General features: G+C 68.9%; 17 protein-coding genes. 6 read left to right on the top strand and 11 right to left on the bottom strand.

Annotated elements, in window-relative coordinates:
- Positions 1 to 31 precede the first annotated feature (31 nt).
- Together EIZ45_RS08200 and EIZ45_RS08195 are read right to left on the bottom strand one after the other, a co-directional pair.
- Complete coding sequence (locus EIZ45_RS08200; RefSeq protein ID WP_134664283.1) at positions 32 to 682, bottom strand: hypothetical protein; 651 nt, start codon at positions 680 to 682, stop codon at positions 32 to 34.
- Between the two features lie 2 nt (positions 683 to 684).
- Entirely contained in the window at positions 685 to 1,353 is a 669-nt protein-coding gene (locus EIZ45_RS08195; RefSeq protein WP_199817328.1) for a hypothetical protein, read from the bottom strand.
- A 114-nt stretch (positions 1,354 to 1,467) separates the two neighbouring features.
- Here EIZ45_RS08195 and EIZ45_RS08190 point away from each other — a divergent pair, with 114 nt between their 5' ends.
- Together EIZ45_RS08190 and EIZ45_RS08185 are read left to right on the top strand one after the other, a co-directional pair.
- Positions 1,468 to 1,845: a nitroreductase family deazaflavin-dependent oxidoreductase gene (locus EIZ45_RS08190; protein WP_037808940.1), complete on the top strand. Its 378-nt coding sequence runs from the start codon at positions 1,468 to 1,470 to the stop codon at positions 1,843 to 1,845.
- A 12-nt stretch (positions 1,846 to 1,857) separates the two neighbouring features.
- Positions 1,858 to 2,388 carry a GNAT family N-acetyltransferase gene (locus EIZ45_RS08185; RefSeq protein WP_037808942.1) on the top strand — a complete coding sequence of 177 codons (531 nt, stop codon included), beginning with the start codon at positions 1,858 to 1,860 and terminating at the stop codon, positions 2,386 to 2,388.
- A 1-nt stretch (position 2,389) separates the two neighbouring features.
- On the opposite strand, the gene EIZ45_RS08180 is transcribed toward EIZ45_RS08185, so the two are convergent.
- The 4 genes from EIZ45_RS08180 to mug form a co-directional block, all read right to left on the bottom strand.
- Positions 2,390 to 2,665, bottom strand: a complete 276-nt coding sequence (locus EIZ45_RS08180) for a GlsB/YeaQ/YmgE family stress response membrane protein (RefSeq protein ID WP_037808945.1) — start codon at positions 2,663 to 2,665, stop codon at positions 2,390 to 2,392.
- Positions 2,666 to 2,823: 158 nt separating this feature from the next.
- Positions 2,824 to 4,668 (bottom strand): acyl-CoA dehydrogenase, encoded by a 1,845-nt coding sequence (locus tag EIZ45_RS08175; RefSeq protein WP_134664281.1) that lies wholly within the window; start codon positions 4,666 to 4,668, stop codon positions 2,824 to 2,826.
- Between the two features lie 159 nt (positions 4,669 to 4,827).
- Entirely contained in the window at positions 4,828 to 5,616 is a 789-nt protein-coding gene (locus EIZ45_RS08170) for a response regulator transcription factor (protein WP_051728643.1), read from the bottom strand.
- A 246-nt stretch (positions 5,617 to 5,862) separates the two neighbouring features.
- On the bottom strand, positions 5,863 to 6,441 hold the full coding sequence (gene mug / locus EIZ45_RS08165) for a G/U mismatch-specific DNA glycosylase (protein ID WP_043831623.1): 579 nt from the start codon (positions 6,439 to 6,441) through the stop codon (positions 5,863 to 5,865).
- A gap of 29 nt (positions 6,442 to 6,470) precedes the next feature.
- Here mug and EIZ45_RS08160 point away from each other — a divergent pair, with 29 nt between their 5' ends.
- On the top strand, positions 6,471 to 7,109 hold the full coding sequence (locus EIZ45_RS08160; protein ID WP_043831624.1) for a class I SAM-dependent methyltransferase: 639 nt from the start codon (positions 6,471 to 6,473) through the stop codon (positions 7,107 to 7,109).
- Between the two features lie 183 nt (positions 7,110 to 7,292).
- Here EIZ45_RS08160 and EIZ45_RS08155 read toward each other — a convergent pair whose 3' ends face one another.
- A complete protein-coding gene (locus EIZ45_RS08155; RefSeq protein WP_043831626.1) occupies positions 7,293 to 7,934 on the bottom strand; it encodes a VanZ family protein in 642 nt (213 codons plus the stop codon).
- A gap of 103 nt (positions 7,935 to 8,037) precedes the next feature.
- Positions 8,038 to 8,229, bottom strand: a complete 192-nt coding sequence (locus EIZ45_RS08150; protein ID WP_037808952.1) for a hypothetical protein — start codon at positions 8,227 to 8,229, stop codon at positions 8,038 to 8,040.
- A 104-nt stretch (positions 8,230 to 8,333) separates the two neighbouring features.
- On the opposite strand from EIZ45_RS08150, the gene EIZ45_RS08145 reads away from it, so the two are divergent.
- On the top strand, positions 8,334 to 10,022 hold the full coding sequence (locus EIZ45_RS08145; RefSeq protein WP_134664279.1) for a bifunctional UDP-sugar hydrolase/5'-nucleotidase: 1,689 nt from the start codon (positions 8,334 to 8,336) through the stop codon (positions 10,020 to 10,022).
- A gap of 92 nt (positions 10,023 to 10,114) precedes the next feature.
- Entirely contained in the window at positions 10,115 to 10,447 is a 333-nt protein-coding gene (locus EIZ45_RS08140; RefSeq protein ID WP_106961282.1) for an MmcQ/YjbR family DNA-binding protein, read from the top strand.
- On the opposite strand, the gene EIZ45_RS08135 is transcribed toward EIZ45_RS08140, so the two are convergent.
- Genes EIZ45_RS08135 through EIZ45_RS08125 form a run of 3 tightly spaced genes read right to left on the bottom strand, consistent with a single transcriptional unit; the run spans position 10,437 to position 14,463 of the window.
- On the bottom strand, positions 10,437 to 12,275 hold the full coding sequence (locus tag EIZ45_RS08135; RefSeq protein WP_134664277.1) for a VanW family protein: 1,839 nt from the start codon (positions 12,273 to 12,275) through the stop codon (positions 10,437 to 10,439). The two genes, EIZ45_RS08140 and EIZ45_RS08135, sit on opposite strands and share 11 nt — an antisense overlap.
- Before the next feature lie 24 nt (positions 12,276 to 12,299).
- Positions 12,300 to 12,632, bottom strand: coding sequence for a co-chaperone GroES (locus tag EIZ45_RS08130; protein WP_037808959.1), 333 nt, complete (start codon positions 12,630 to 12,632; stop codon positions 12,300 to 12,302).
- A 1-nt stretch (position 12,633) separates the two neighbouring features.
- Complete coding sequence (locus EIZ45_RS08125) at positions 12,634 to 14,463, bottom strand: thioredoxin-like domain-containing protein (protein WP_134664419.1); 1,830 nt, start codon at positions 14,461 to 14,463, stop codon at positions 12,634 to 12,636.
- A gap of 169 nt (positions 14,464 to 14,632) precedes the next feature.
- Here EIZ45_RS08125 and EIZ45_RS08120 point away from each other — a divergent pair, with 169 nt between their 5' ends.
- Entirely contained in the window at positions 14,633 to 15,205 is a 573-nt protein-coding gene (locus tag EIZ45_RS08120) for a hypothetical protein (protein ID WP_134664275.1), read from the top strand.
- Position 15,206 lies beyond the last annotated feature (1 nt).

Raw genomic sequence — 15,206 nt, 5'->3', positions numbered from 1 at the left:
GTCTGCGATTTCAGACAGTCCACAAAGGACGTCAGCCTTCCACCAATTCCCACGGCGCGCCCGGCTCCGCGCGGTCGAACACCTGGCCCGGCGCGGCGAGCAGAGCCGGTACGACGTCCGGGTACAGCTGCACGACGTGTTCCAGTTCCAGGCCCTCCACCTCGAAATCCTCCGCTTCGGGGACCTCGAAGCCGACGAACAGCCACGTGCCGTCCTGCTCGCGCACGACCTGGCGGACTGCCCGCGCCGGCGCGTCGGCGGTCGTGCCGATTTCGGTCAACCCGGTGCTCAGCTGGACTTCTTCCAGCGGCGACCCGGGGTGCGTCCAGGCGGCGATCCGGGCCTCCTGGTGCACGAGATCCTCGTCCAGGTCGTCAGAGTCCGACACCGAGCTGAGCAGCCAGGTGCGACGGTCCGGGTCCCAGTCCGCGGCCATCCCGGGCGGCACGTCGGCCAGCGCGACCAGGTGCGGCAACAGGGTCACCGCCGCGCGCAGGGCCGTCGCGCCGAACAGCTGGCGGTTGACCTCCATGTCCTCTTCGAACTCGGCGCCGTCGCTGATGAACCAGTCGTCGTCATCGTCCAGGACGACAAAGGCCAGATTCTCCGGGTGATCCACCAGGTCGTGCGCGATGATCACCGGGGATTCCGGGTCCTGTCGCAGCGGCCATTGCTCGGACATGCTCACTCCCCGTCGTCGATTACGTGCAGCCACTCGGCATCCGGAGCCTCGCGGAAGAACACCTCGCCCGGTTCCGCGTCCAGCAGTTCGACCACCTCCGGGTACAGCTGCGCCACGTGCCCGAGCTCCAGGGTGTCAACCTCGACCTCGGTCTGCTCGTCGGGATCCGGCACCTCGAAGCCGACGAACATCCACGTGCCGTCTTCTTCCCGGCTGACGTACCGCACGCCGCGCGCGGGTGCGTCCGGCGCGGTGCTGATCTCCATCAACCCCAGGCTGAGGTTCACCTCGTCCATCGGCGACCCGGCGTGCGGCCAAGCGGCGGCGCGCGCCTCCCGGTACGCGCGGGCCTCGTCGTCATCGCTCGGCACGAGCGGCGAAATCAGCACCCAGGACGCGTTGCCGGCGTCCCACTCCGCGCCCATCCCGGCGGGCAGCTTCCCCAGCGCCGACAGCTGCGGCAGCAGCTCCACGACGTCGTGCAGGCACATCGTGGCGAACTGTTCCTCGTCCAGCTCCGGATCCTCGCCGAACTCCGTGCCGTCGCTGACGAACCAGCCTTCCTCGTCGTCGAGCAGCACGTGATCGAGCTGCTCCGGATGCTCGATCAGCCCGCGCGCGACGAGCACCGCCGCGTGCGGTTCCTGCCCCATCGGCCAGTCCTCGGACATACCCGCTCCCCACCTCGTGTCCACGTGCGCGCCCATCCCACCAGACCCGCCCGCTCAGGTGCACAGCGCGTCTCCGGCAGGAAATTCCACGCACGTTGGATTATGCTCGGCGGCATGGTGCTGCCCGAACGTCTCGCCCGGTTCAACCGCGTGGTCACCAACCGGGTCACGAAACCCTTCGCCGACAAACTGCCCGGATTCGGGGTGATCGTGCACCGCGGCCGCAAGTCCGGCCGCGAATTCCGCACCCCGCTCAACGTCTTCCGCACCGACGACGGATTCGTCGTCGCGCTCACCTACGGACCGGACGCGGACTGGGTCCGCAACGTCCGCGCCGCGGGCGAGGCGGAGCTGATCACGCGCGGCCGTAAATACCGCGTGCGCGATCCGGAACTCGTGCATGATGAATCGCGCCGGCCGATGCCGCCCGGGGTGCGGCAGTTCCTCGGACTGGTCGGCGTCACGGATTTCCTTGTGCTGAAACGAGAATGAGGGGGAGCGCGGATGCTCACGGGGAAGCTGGTCCGGCTGCGGGCGATCGAACCGTCGGACGCCGAATCGATCTACCGCTGGATCCACGACCCCGAGATCGGCCGGTACATGACCGCCGATTACCCGCGTTCCCTCGCGCAGTTGCGCAAACGGGGCGAGGACCGCCCGGTGAACACGTACGAGAACGTCGTGCTCGGCATCGAATCCCTCGAAGCGGGCAAGCTGATCGGCGTCGTCGACCTGCGGGACGCGCGCCCAGAGATCGGCCGCGCCGAGTTGGACATCTACATCGGCGAGACCGACCACTGGGACGGCGGGTACGGCACCGAGGCGTTGAAACTCATGTGCCGCTACGGGTTCAACGTGATGCGGCTGCACCTGATCGCGCTCTGGGTCGTCGCCGAGAACGAGCGCGCCCGGCACGTCTACCGCAAGGTCGGGTTCGTGGAGGACGGCAGGCACCGCGAATGCCATCGCGGGCCCGACGGCCAGTACCACGACATGTATCTGATGAGCCTGCTCGAGCCGGAACTGAACGACTGAGCTAGCTCTTGACCTGCCGCTTGCCCCACAGGCTCGCGGCGAGCGTCACGCCGATCGCGGCGAGCACGACCTGGGTGATGATTTCCAGCCAGTCGATGCCCTTGGTGTCCGCGTAGCCGATGCCGCGCGCGATCGCGGTGCCGACGAACGCGGCCACGATGCCGACGATGATCGTCAGCCAGATCGGGATGGATTGTTTGCCAGGTGCGACCAGCTTGCCGAGCAGGCCGAGGATCAGGCCGATCACGACCGCGCTGATGATGCCGGAAACCGCCATGCCGAACTCCTTCTGCCGAGAGGACCGGGCCCGACCGGTTTAGCCCGGAACCCGTGGGTTCAAACCCGGCTTACCGCCCGCATGGGGCCACCGCCACCGGAAGCACGAAAAATGCCCCGGTCCGGGTGCGGAGCGGGGCATTTTTCCAGCCAGTGCGATCAGAACGCGGCTTCGTCGATCTCCATGAGCGCGTTGTCCGCGGCCTCCACGATGGCGCGGCGCGAGGTCAGCTCCGGCAGCACGCTCTTCGCGAAGAACGACGCCACCGCCAGCTTGCCCTCGTAGAACGGCTTGTCCTTGGCCGACGCGCCGTTGTCGAGCTTGGCCAGCGCGACCTCGGCACCCTGCAGCAGCTTCCAGCCGACCAGCAGGTCGCCGACCGACATCAGCAGCCGCACGGTGTGCTGGCCGACCTTGTTGATGTTCTGCGGGTCTTCCTGCGACGAGGTCAGGTAGCCGATCAGCGAGCCCAGCATGCCCTGGGTGTCCTCGAGCGCCTGCTTGAGCAGCGCGCGCTCGTTCTTGAGCCGGCCGTTGCCCGCCTCGGACTCGATGAACTTGGTGATCTCGCCCGCGACGAACGCGAGCGCCTGGCCCTTGTCGCGGACGATCTTGCGGAAGAAGAAGTCCAGCGACTGGATCGCCGTGGTGCCCTCGTACAGCGAGTCGATCTTCGCGTCGCGGATGTACTGCTCGATCGGGTAGTCCTGCAGGAAGCCGGAACCGCCCAGCGTCTGCAGCGACTGCACGAGCTGCTCGGTGGCGCGCTCGGAGCCGACGCCCTTGACGATCGGCAGCAGCAGGTCGTTGACGCCGTGCGCGAGCTTCAGCGCGGCCTCGTCGCCCTCGCCGGTCCACAGCTGGTCCTGGAACGACGCGGTGTACAGGTAGATCGCGCGCAGGCCCTCGGCGTACGCCTTCTGCAGCATCAGCGAACGACGCACGTCGGGGTGGTGCGTGATCGTGACGCGCGGCGCGGCCTTGTTCAGCATGTTCGGCAGGTCAGCGCCCTGCACGCGCTCCTTGGCGTACTCGAGCGCGTTCAGGTAACCGGTGGACAGCGTGGCGATCGCCTTGGTGCCGACCATCATCCGGGCGTACTCGATGACCTGGAACATCTGCGCGATGCCGTCGTGCACCTCGCCGAGCAGCCAGCCCTTCGCCGGGGTGCCGTGCTGGCCGAAGGTCAGCTCGCACGTGGTGGACACCTTGATGCCCATCTTGTGCTCGATGTTGGTGACGAAGGCGCCGTTGCGCTCGCCCAGCTCGCCGGTCTTGGAGTCGAAGTGGAACTTCGGGACCAGGAACAGCGACAGGCCCTTGGTGCCCGGCTTGGTCTCGATGCCGGGACCCTCGGGACGGGCCAGCACCAGGTGCATGATGTTCTCGACCATGTCGTTCTCGGCCGAGGTGATGAACCGCTTCACGCCGTCGATGTGCCAGGAGCCGTCCTCCTGCTTGACCGCCTTGGTGCGGCCGGCGCCGACGTCCGAACCGGCGTCCGGCTCGGTGAGCACCATGGTGGCTCCCCAGCCGCGGTCGATCATCAGCTGAGCCCAGTGCTTCTGCTCTTCGGTGCCGTTCTTGTCCACGATCATGGCGAAGTTCGGACCCGCCAGGTACATGAACAGCGGGGCGTTCGCGCCGAGGATCAGCTCGGCCGCGGCCCACTGCACCGTCGGGGGCAGGCCGAAGCCGCCCAGCTCATTGGTGAGGCCGAGCCGCCACCATTCGCCGTCGACGAGCGCCTGGTAGCTCTTCTTGAACGAGTCGGGGATCGTCACGCTGAACGTCTTGGGGTCGTACACCGGCGGGTTGCGGTCCGCGTCGGCGTAGGACTCGGCGAGCGGGCCGGTGGCGAGGTTGTTCAGCTCCGACAGCACGCCGCGGGCGGTCTCCTCGTCCGATTCGGCGAGCACGCCCTTCCCGAGCCGTTCCTGCACGCCGAGTACCTCGAAGAGGTTGAACTCCAGGTCTCGGACGTTGCTCTTGTAGTGGCCCATGTCGTCACTCCGTGTCGTGTTCGGCTTTCCGGCCGGGCACTGGCTCCCTTACTCGCCGGTAACATCAGGATATTACCTACCAGTAACCAGAGCAAGCGAATCCGCCCTTCCAGGGGGTGGATATTCGCTCGGAATGACAGGTCGACCAGGGGGCCGGGCTCACCGCGTGCCGCGCGCCACGGCCTCCTGCACGGCCGGCGGCCCGGCGCTGTCGTCGAGCTGGGGGACCAGGATGCCGCTGCGGAACGCGATGGTCACCGCGTGTGTCCGGTCGCGGGCGGAGAGCTTGCGCAGAATGCTCTTCACGTGGGTCCGCACGGTTTCCACGGACAGGAAGAGCAGCTTCGCGATCCCCGAGTTCTCCAGCCCTTCGGCGACGAGCTGCAAAACCTGGTACTCGCGTCGGGACAGCGGCATGGCGCCCTTGGGCTGCACGAGGTGCCCGTCGACCGGAGCGGCTCTTGGCGACGGCTCGCGTTTGGGCCGCGCGGTGAGCGCGGACAGCGCCGGGTCGATGTAGCGCCGGTCGTGGTGCGCGCGCCGGACCGCCTCGGCGAGCCGCCGGGAATCGACCGCACGCGGAACGATGGCGTGCGCACCTGCCCCGATGGCGGCCGCGAGGTACTGCTGGGTGCGGTTGGTGTCGCGCACTAGGGTGACCAGCACGAGTGCCGGATCGCCCGCGTTGAGCAGCTTCGCGAGATGGCAGTTGGGGTCCAGCGCGGAGTCGAGGATCACGACGTCCGGACGGACCTGCTCGCACAACTGCATCGCCGCGTGGTGGCTCGCCGCCTGGCCGGACCAGTGCAGGCCCAGCGTGCGGTGCACCATCGCCGCGATGCCCTCGCGGAAAATCGGGATCGGGTCGACGACCGCGACTCCCAGGCTTCGACCGCCGGCTGGCTGACCGGCCGACATGGGCGTTCGGTGGGGCTCGATGCCACGCATCTCGGGCCTCCGTCCATCTCGGTCGCTCCCGGTGACCGGCACGCCCCCTCGGCGTGCCCGCCGGTCCCCCCTGCCGGAACCGGCCGGGAACGACACCTTGTCCCTGGTTCGACTCCGCCGAGAGCAGCTTGTGACGCGGTTTCCCCCTCATGGCCGTAACGGCTGGTCGCGGCAAACTCTGAGTAGAAAATCGGCCGGGAAATGCGGGGGAACGGCGCAGCGAGGGTCCGCCCGACTGGGTTAGCTCTACTGAGGGTTTACCTGCTCGGGTGAATCTCCGATGACCGCCTGTGCGCGCAGCCGACCGAACTCCCCGGCGAGCGTTTTCGGGGTCCAATGGGCGTTCAGACCGCTCGGATTGGGCAGCAGCCACACCCGAGTCGTCCCGATTGTCCGGTCTTGCGGCCCGACCGCGGCCCGCCGATCGCCGAACGCGACGCGGTAGGCGGTGATTCCCACCACTGCCAGCCAGCGCGGACGGTACTTCTCGACCTTCTCGGTCAGGATCTGCCCGCCCTCGCGGAGTTCGTCGTCGGTCAGCTCGTCGGCGCGAGCGGTGGTGCGGGCCACGACGTTGGTGATGCCGAGGCCGAGGTCGAGGAGTTCGTCCTGTTCGCTCGGGTCCAGCAGGCGCGGGGTGAACCCGCTGGCGTGCAGCGCGGGCCAGAAGCGGTTGCCGGGACGGGCGAAGTGCAGGCCGAGCGCACCGGAGTAAAGGCCGGGGTTGATGCCGCAGAACAGCACGTTCAGGTGCGGGGCCAGGACGTCCGGGATGGTGGTCCCGTGCGCGGCAGCTTGTTCGGCCTTGGTGGGTTTGGCGGGCATGGGTCCAGTTTCCCGGCAAGCTGAGCGGTATGAGCGTGACGCCTGACGGCTGCCCGGTCGACCTGTATCTGGAGCTGCCCGCCGCTGGCGAGCCCGAGGTGATTCACGGTGCGATCCCGGCTGGTGCCGCGGTGCTTGAACTCGGCTGCGGAACGGGCCGCGTGACGCATCCGCTGCTCGCGCTCGGACATCCGGTGGTCGCGGTCGACGAATCGGCGGAGATGCTCGCGCACGTCGCGGGCGCGGAGACCGTCCGCGCGCGCATCGATGAGCTGCAGCTGGACCGGCGGTTCCCGGTCGTCGTGCTCGGCAGCCACCTGGTCAACGGGCCGGATCGGCAGGCGCTGCTGGCGGCGGCGCGGCGGCATCTGGCTCCGGACGGGCAGTTGCTGGTCGAATGGCATCCGCCCGCCTGGTTCGATCAGGTCGCCGACGGTTCGGGCGGGCAGCTGGGCGACGTGCGCATCGCCCTCGAAGACGTCCGCCGCGACGGCGACCGGCTCTCCGCCACCGTCGCGTACTCGCTCGGCGATCGAACCTGGAAACAGCCCTTCACCTGCGAAAACTTCCCTCTCGAACCAGCGCTCGCCCAAGCCGGGCTGAAGTTCGGGCGCTGGGTCACCGCTGAGCGGGATTGGTTCTCCGCACGACCTTCGAACGCGGGGTAGCCAACCCGGCGCCGGGCTCGGTAGCCTGTGTGATCTCTCGCACAACGGCGTCGATGAGGAGAGCACATGCAACTGTGGCTAGTGCTCGGCCTGGTAGCACTGATCATCGCCATCGCCTCGTTGATCGTGATCCTGGAAGACCGCCGCGCCGCGCGCCAAGCCGCGATCGCGAGACGAGCCCGGTTAGCGCGTCTCGGCGAGGTCGATCCGCTCGCTCCGGGCAGGCTCCACGCGGAGGGTTGAAGAGATCGGCCGGAGCGCGAGCAGCAGCGCGCCGGCCAGCCAGCCGAGACCGGAGCCGAAGGTGTTGGTCATGAGGTCGTCGACGTCGAAAATCCGGTAGACGAACGGCGCGGTCCCGAAGTTCGCGGTGAGCTGGGTGATCTCGACGGCCAGTGAGGCCGCGAAACCGATCGCCAGCGCGCCGACCAGGCCGCGGCGCCACAGCACCCGGGCGAAGAAACCGAGCGGGACGAACAACAGCACGTTCATCGCCGCCTGCTGGAACGTCTGGGTGGTGAACCATTCCGCCGCCGACAGACCGTGTTTCACCAGCTCGGTGTGGATGTCCGCGATCCACTGGAACGGCTCCAGCTGCACCGTCTGCTCCAGCCGCCTGCTGTGCGGGCCGGGCAACGGCAGGAAGACGACCGCCAGCGCCATGCACGCGTAGAAGACGACCGCCGCCGTGGTCGCGAGGCCGCGCAACCGCGGGCGGCCGTGGCGTGCGAACTGAAGCACGAGCTGCGGGACCAGGATCGTCGCCCATACCGCGAGGAACCCGATGAACCCGTACTGCAGGGCGGTGACCTGTGCGTTCGTCATACCTAGAACGCTATTGATCTTGCCGCCGCGGCACTTCGGTCGAAGAGCCCGACGGTTTGGACCACGGATCGGCCAGATGGCCGAGTACGCGCCGACCGATCGGTCAGCGCTCGCCCGAAGGCGGTTCGTCGTCCTGGTCCACCCGCTCCGAGCGCCAGGCCGCGAAGACGGTGCCGGCGATCAGCAAGAGCACGACGGCGAGCGTCAGCACAACGAGCTGCAGTTCCATTTTGTCCCCCTCGGCACCCAACGCACTGATCGGCGCGGCGCGGGCGAACGTTACCGAAACTTTCACCCGGTACCGGCCGTTCCGCCCTGGTCAGGACCGTCCGATTTGGGCAGACTGCTTCGCCGGGCGTCCGCATCAGGGGTCAGGCGGGCGCGAACCCCGGAGGAAACATGAAGCTCTTCACCAGGCTCGCGGCCACCGCCGCGGCCGCACTGGCCACCGTGGCCGTCACGAGCGCGCCCGCCGATGCCGCGCAGACCGCCGACGTCCGGATCATCGCGTTCAACGACCTGCACGGGAACCTCGAACCGCCGTCCGGGTCGAGCGGGAAGATCACGCTCCCGGACGGGAGCAAGGTGGACGCGGGCGGCGCGGCCTACCTCTCGACGCACGTCAAGCAGCTCGAGGCGCAGGTGCGCAATTCGATGGTGCTGTCCTCGGGCGACAACATCGGCGCGTCGCCGGTGATCTCGGCGCTGTTCCACGACGAACCGACCATGGACTTCCTCAACGAACTCGGCGTGAAGGCGTCCGTGGTGGGCAACCACGAGTTCGACGAGGGGTACCAGGAACTGCTGCGCATGCAGTTCGGCGGCTGCAACAAGACCGACGGCTGCCAGTTCCGCAAGACCTACGACGGCGCGCGGTTCCCGCTGCTCGGGTCCAATGTGTACTTCGACAACGGGCTGCCCGCGCTGCTGCCGTTCACCATCCAGTACTCCGGCGGCGTCCCGGTCGGCGTCATCGGCGCGACGCTCAAGGACCTGCCGTCGGTCGTGACGCCGGAAGCCATCAAGGGCCTCAAGTTCGGCGACGAGGTCGAGGCGATCAACCGCACCGCGAACATCCTCGACCGGCTCGGCGTGAAAGCCCAGGTCGTGCTGCTGCACCAGGGCGACGAGGCGCTGCCGGGCGCGGGCCCGAACGACTGCAAGGTGCAGCCGGACGGCGACGCCTCGGCCATCGCGAAGAACGTGACGCCGAAGGTCGACGCGATCTTCACCGCGCACAGCCACCAGCAGTACAACTGCGTCATCAACGACCCGGCGGGCCAGCCGCGTCCGGTGATCCAGGGCGCGTCGTTCGGCAGGCTGCTGTCGGTCGTCGACCTGAAGATCGACCGGCGCACGCGCGACGTGGTCCGGTCGCAGACCAAGGCGCACAACGAGATCGTCACCCGCGACGTCACGCCGGACCCGGCCGTGACGAAGCTCGTCGACGAGGCCAAGACGAAGGCCGCGCCGATCGCGAACAAGCAGGTCGGCACCATCACCGCGGACCTGCCCGCGGCGGGCGGGCCGTCCGGCGAATCGCCGCTCGGCGACGTGATCGCCGACGCCCAGCTCGAAGCGACCAAGTCCAACAACGCCGTGATCGCGATGACGAACCCGGGCGGCATCCGCGCCGACCTGACGTACAAGTCGTCGTCGGCAGGGGAAGGCGACGGCGTCGTCACCTACGGCGAGGCGTTCACCGTGCAGCCGTTCTCGAACATCATGCAGACGATCACGCTCACCGGCGCGAACCTGAAGAACGTGCTGGAACAGCAGTGGGGCCAGTCCGGCGGCACCAAGATCCTGCAGATCTCGAAGTCGCTGCACTACACGTATTCGGCGGCCGCTCCGGTCGGCTCGCGGGTCTCGAACATCACGGTCAACGGCACGCCGGTCGACCCGGCGGCCAAGTACCGGGTGTCGGTGAACAACTTCCTCGCCGCGGGCGGGGACGGGTTCACCGAGTTCACCAAGGGCACCGACCTCGCGGGCGGGCCGGTGGACCTGGACGCGTTCATCGCCTACCTCGGCGCGCACCCGGGTATCGCTCCGCCGCCCGCGGACCGGATCACCGCGACTCCGTAACCCGCGGCGCTCCAGGAGCCCTCGCCCTCCCGGGCGGGGGCTCCTCTCGTTTCTCCAAGACAACTCGCCGCTGCCGGGCCACGATGGACGGCATGACGACGACCTGGGACGACGTGACCGCGTGGGCGCAGGAAGAGCTGCCGGAAACCGAGGTGGCGACCTGGTATCGCACCCCCGCGCTCAAGGTGGCGGGCAAGGGTTACGCACGGCTGCGCACCGAGGCCGAAGGCGGGCTGGTGCTGTTCGTCGGGCTCGACGAGAAGGCCGCGCTGCTCGCGTCCGGCGATCCGGCCTTCTTCACCACGCCGCATTACGACGGGCACGGCTCGATCCTCGTGCACCTCGACCGCGTCGATCCGCAGCAGCTGCGCGAACTGCTCACCGAGTCCTGGCGGTCGAAAGCCCCGGCGCGGCTCAGCAAATGACGATCGGCTGCGGCGAGTACGTCGTGCTGCGGCTTTCCTCGCGGACCTCGCCGCCGCTGGCCAGGTCGTAGAACACCCGGGTGTCGCTGACGGTGAACCCGGACGCGCCCGGCGACGCGTGACACTGACCGTCCGGACCAGGCCCCAGCTGCACCGGCGGCGGCACCTGGTTCGACGGCGCGCCGCTGCGGCCTTCGACGCGGAAGTGCTTGGTGCCCCAGATCTTCACCGTCACCGAACCGCCGCTGGCGCTCGCCTGGATCACGAAGCCGGTCGGATCGTTGTTGGCCAGCTTGAGGTCCACGGCATTGCCGGAACTGTCCACAGCCGCCGCGTCGCGACCCGCGGGGTAGCGGTCGATGAAGTGGTCGTGCGCCGCGTGGCCGCCGTCGCCGAGGCCGGCCAGGTAGGCCGCGTTGTACAAAGTGGACGAAAGCTGCGACAGCCCGCCGCCGGTCACCGACGGCCCGGTCCCGTCCTCGTCGACCGGCGCGGACGCGTACCCGCCGCCGCGATAGTCGTTGAGGCTGAACGATTCTCCCGGCTTCACGAGGACGCCGTTGATGCGTCCGGCGAGGGTGGCGACGTTGTCCGCGGCCGGACCGCTGAGCCCGCCGGTGGTGTACTCGCCGATGACCTCCTTGACGCCAAGCGCGTTCGCGCCGTCGGTGGTCAGCGTCGGGTGTTTCTGGTCGTAGGCGACCGGCAGGTCGCGACCGGCCGGCTTGCCGAGCACCGCGGTGAGGGTCTTGAAAGTGTTGGCCCAGTTGATCTTTCGCCCGTCTTCGGACGGGGTGACGGCCGGAACGCCGGAGTCGAGGGTGATCTGCGCGTCCTTGCCGTTCGCCTCGGTGGACGCCAGATCCGGCTGGACGGCCGCGCGCAGCTTCTCCTGGTCGATTCGCAGTTCGAGCCCGCCGCCCCCGTTGGGCTGGAACTGGAACGACGACGCGATCGCGGACGGCTCCAGCGTGCTGTCCTTGCCCTCGCCGTGCAGCACCACCGGCGCGGCGACCGCGGGCGCGACCACGGTGTCCAGCAACCGGTGCACGTCAGCGGAGGTGGTTTGGGGCGGGGTCACCGCCATCTTCACCGTGACCCCGCGCGGCGAAAGCCAGTCGGCGACCACGGCTTGCACCGCGGCCGGGACGTCGGACAGCTCCTGGCCCTGTCGCGGCTCGACCGCATACGCGGTGACCCCGTTGTTTTCCTTCGGCGTGAACCCGATGCTGCCCTCGACCAGCGGATGGTTGAGCTGCTTGCCGGCGAGCTGCTGGACCGCGTCGGTCACCTCGAGCTGGTCGCTGCGCGTCACGACGCCCACCTCGCGGGTGGTGAAGAACGACAGCAGCCGGGTGAGCGGGCTCCACGGCTGGTGCCCGGCCTGGGCGAGCGTGCCGGGCCAGTCGAGGCCGAGCCCGGAATCCGCGGGGACGAGCGTCCCGGTGACGTCCCCGGCGTGGACCGCCACCGGACGGGTCAGCCGCGGCTGGAGTTCGGTGTGCAGCTTGGCTTCCGCCTCGGCATAGGACAGGCCGCCGACGTCGATCCCGGCCACCTGCACGCCGCGCGGCACGTCGCCGGCGCTGGTCATCAGGTCGACGGTGTAGAACAGCACGAACAATCCGAGCAGACAGCCGACGATCATGAACGTGCGGCCGACGCGTTTGCGGAACCGGCGGAACGGCGTGTCCGGCGGCGGGGGCGCGTCGGCGACCGCGAAGATCTCCGTGGCCAGATCAGCTTCGCTGGCCAGGGCGGGGTCGTTCAGCAGCTCGTCGCTCAGCAGGTCGTCGGCGAAAGCCGACGAACGGTCTTCTTCACGCAACGCCTGCCTCCCCTGGTACGGGAGCTACAGGTAAAGCCCCGTGCCGTGTTCGGTCCGCTCCGTGGCCACCGCGTGGATGTCGCGTTCGCGCATCACCAGATGGCCTTCGCCCTGGATCTCGACCTCGAGCTGGTCCTCCGGGTTGAACAGCACCCGGTCTCCCTGCTTGACGTTCCGCACGCTGTTGCCGACACCCAGTACATCACCCCACACCAGCCTGCGCGCGACTTGCGCGGTGGCGGGAATCACGATGCCGCCGCTGCTGCGGCGCTCGCCTTCCTCCTGCGACAACCGCACGAGGACGCGGTCGTGCAGCATCTGGATCTCGAGCTTGGGCGTGTCCGGCACGCCAGCCATGCTACTGACCGGTTGCCGGAGCCTTGGGCTCGCCCGCCATCATCAGGCTCAGCGACTTCCCCCCTCCGTTCTCGAACCGCACCGGAACGCCCCAGTCCTGCCGGGTGATCCGGCACGCCGGGTGCTCGCCGCCGTCGTCGCAGCTCGCGGCCTGCGCCACTACCTGCAAAACACCTTCGGTCGCGCCTTCGGCGAACTTGATCCGCCGAACGAGATCAGTTCCGACCCCGGCCCCGTCGGCGAGCAGTTCCGGCGGCGACGCGGTGATCTCCAGCCGCGTCGAAGGCCCGTAGCGCTCGTCGAGCTTCTCGCCCGGCGGCGGGGTGAAGACGACGGAGAACTCGATCTCGCCGGGAGCGAGCACGGTCGGCGGACGCCGCACGGCTTGCCGCGTGCCGGCGACGGCGGTCGCCTGGCCATTGCCCCCGAGCGGGGTAACCCGGTTGCCCGCCGACTCGACGACGTACAGCTCGCCGTCGTGGCGCACCAGGCCCTGCGGTTCGGCGAACCCGGTCGCGAGTGTCGTGACGTCGCGGGTGAACGGGTCGTAGCGGCGGATCGCGCCGTTGTAGGTGTCGGCGATCGCGACCCGGCCGTCGGGCAGCACGGCGAGGCCGAGCGGATGCTGCAGCAGCGCCTGGTCGGACGGGCCGTCGGCGTGGCCGAAGGTGAACAGGTCCGTGCCGACCGCGGTGTGCACGGCGAACGACTCGCCCGCCGGTTCGATCCAGCGCAGGGCCGAGGTTTCCGCGTCGACGAGCCACAGTTTCTGGCCGTCCACGGCGAATCCGGACGTCTGCGCGAAGAACGCCTCGTGCACGTCGCCGTCGCGCAGGCCCTCGACGGTGGTGCCGGCGAACCGGCGGATGGCACCGGAGACCGGGTCGAAGACGCTCAGCGTGTGGTTGCCGGCCATCGCGACGACCACGCCGCCCGCCGGGGCCCACCACGTGACGTCCCACGGGCTGGTGAGGTCGATGTCCAGCGCTTTGCCGGTGTCGGTGCCGTCGCGCCACTGTTTCCCGGTTCCGGCAACGGTTTTCACCTCGCCGGTGTTGAGGTCGAGGCCGCGCAGGCGGTGTCCGGCGGTGTCGGCGACGATCGCGTGGTACCCGGCGCGCTCGGCGACTTCGTTGGGCAGCAAGGCGATTCCGGACGGTTCGGCGAACTGGGCCAGGTCGAACGGCCCGTCCTGCGTCCCGCGCACGCCGCTGCCGAAGCGGCGGATGACGGTCTCGCCGTCCGAAGCGAACTCGACGATGGAGTGATGCCCGGTGTCCGCGACCAGGATCCGCCCGCCCGCGGTGACCACGGCCTTGCTGGGGAAACGCAGTTCCGTGCGCTGCTCCTCGACCGGCACGTACGGGCTGCCGCCGCGCCGGAGCGTGCCCTTCGCCTCGTGCTTGGCGACGAGGTCGGCGATCACGCGGCGTAGCGCCTCGCCGTGGCCTTCGCCCGCCGCGACGTGCACGACGTAGCCCTCGGGGTCGACGACGACCAGCGTCGGCCAGGCCCGTACGGCGTACTGCGACCACAGCTCCATCTTCGGGTCGTTGACCACCGGATGGTGCACCTCGTACCGGCGCACCGCGGCCTCGATCGACGTGCGCTCGCCCTCGCGGCTGAACTTCGGCGAGTGCACCCCGACGGTGACCAGCACGTCGGCGAATTCCTGTTCAAGCGGACGCAGTTCGTCCAGCACGTGCAGGCAGTTGATGCAGCCGCTGGTCCAGAAGTCCAGCAGCACCACGCGTCCGCGCAGTTGCGCCAGAGTCAGCCGGTGGCCGCCGGTGTTGAGCCAGACGTCGCCGGTCAGCTCGGGCGCGCGCACGCGGGCTTGCCGGGCTTGCGGTGAGGAAGTCACGGGAGGAGTGAACTACATCCGGTCACTCAGTGTTCCGTCAACCACGGCTGGAGAGAAGAACCTCACCCCGGCGAGGGAGCTCATTCCGGCGAAAAAGGACGCGCGGACGCGGGCCGGCGCTACGTACGCTTCGGGCATGACACACGTTCAGCCGGCCGAAGCCTTCACCGTGGAGGAGGCCCGCATCCTGCAGCAGAATCTCGGCGAGCCCTTGCGGCCTGGCCTCACGCCCGCCGAACTGAGCGACGTCGAGGACCAGTTCGGGTTCACCTTTTCCGACGACCACCGGATTTTCCTCACCGCCGGGGTGCCAGTGGGCGACCGCTGGCCAGATTGGCGCCATGGCGACCCGGACCAGCTGCGCAAACGCCTGGACTGGCCGGTCGACGGCGTCCTGTACGACGTGGAGAACAACGACCTGTGGCTGCCCGAATGGGGCACCCGGCCGCGGTCGATGTGCAACGCGCTGGCGGTCGCGCGACGGCAGCTCGCGACGGTGCCGCAGCTCGTGCCGGTGTGCGGGCATCGGTATCTGCCCGCGACCGCCGGGGAATCCGGGTATCCGGTGCTCTCGGTGTACCAGACCGATGTGGTCTATTACGGCTGGGACCTGCGCAGCTACCTGCGGCACGAGTTCGGCGGGGAGCCGCTGGGGGAGGAACCCGCGAACGTCAAGGTCGTGGAGTTCTGGTCCCGGTTCGTGGAATGAG

Origin of the sequence: Amycolatopsis sp. CFH S0740 (genome assembly GCF_004522315.1) — a bacterium.
Taxonomy (GTDB): domain Bacteria; phylum Actinomycetota; class Actinomycetes; order Mycobacteriales; family Pseudonocardiaceae; genus Amycolatopsis; species Amycolatopsis nivea.
This window is presented reverse-complemented; position numbering and strand designations above follow the sequence as displayed.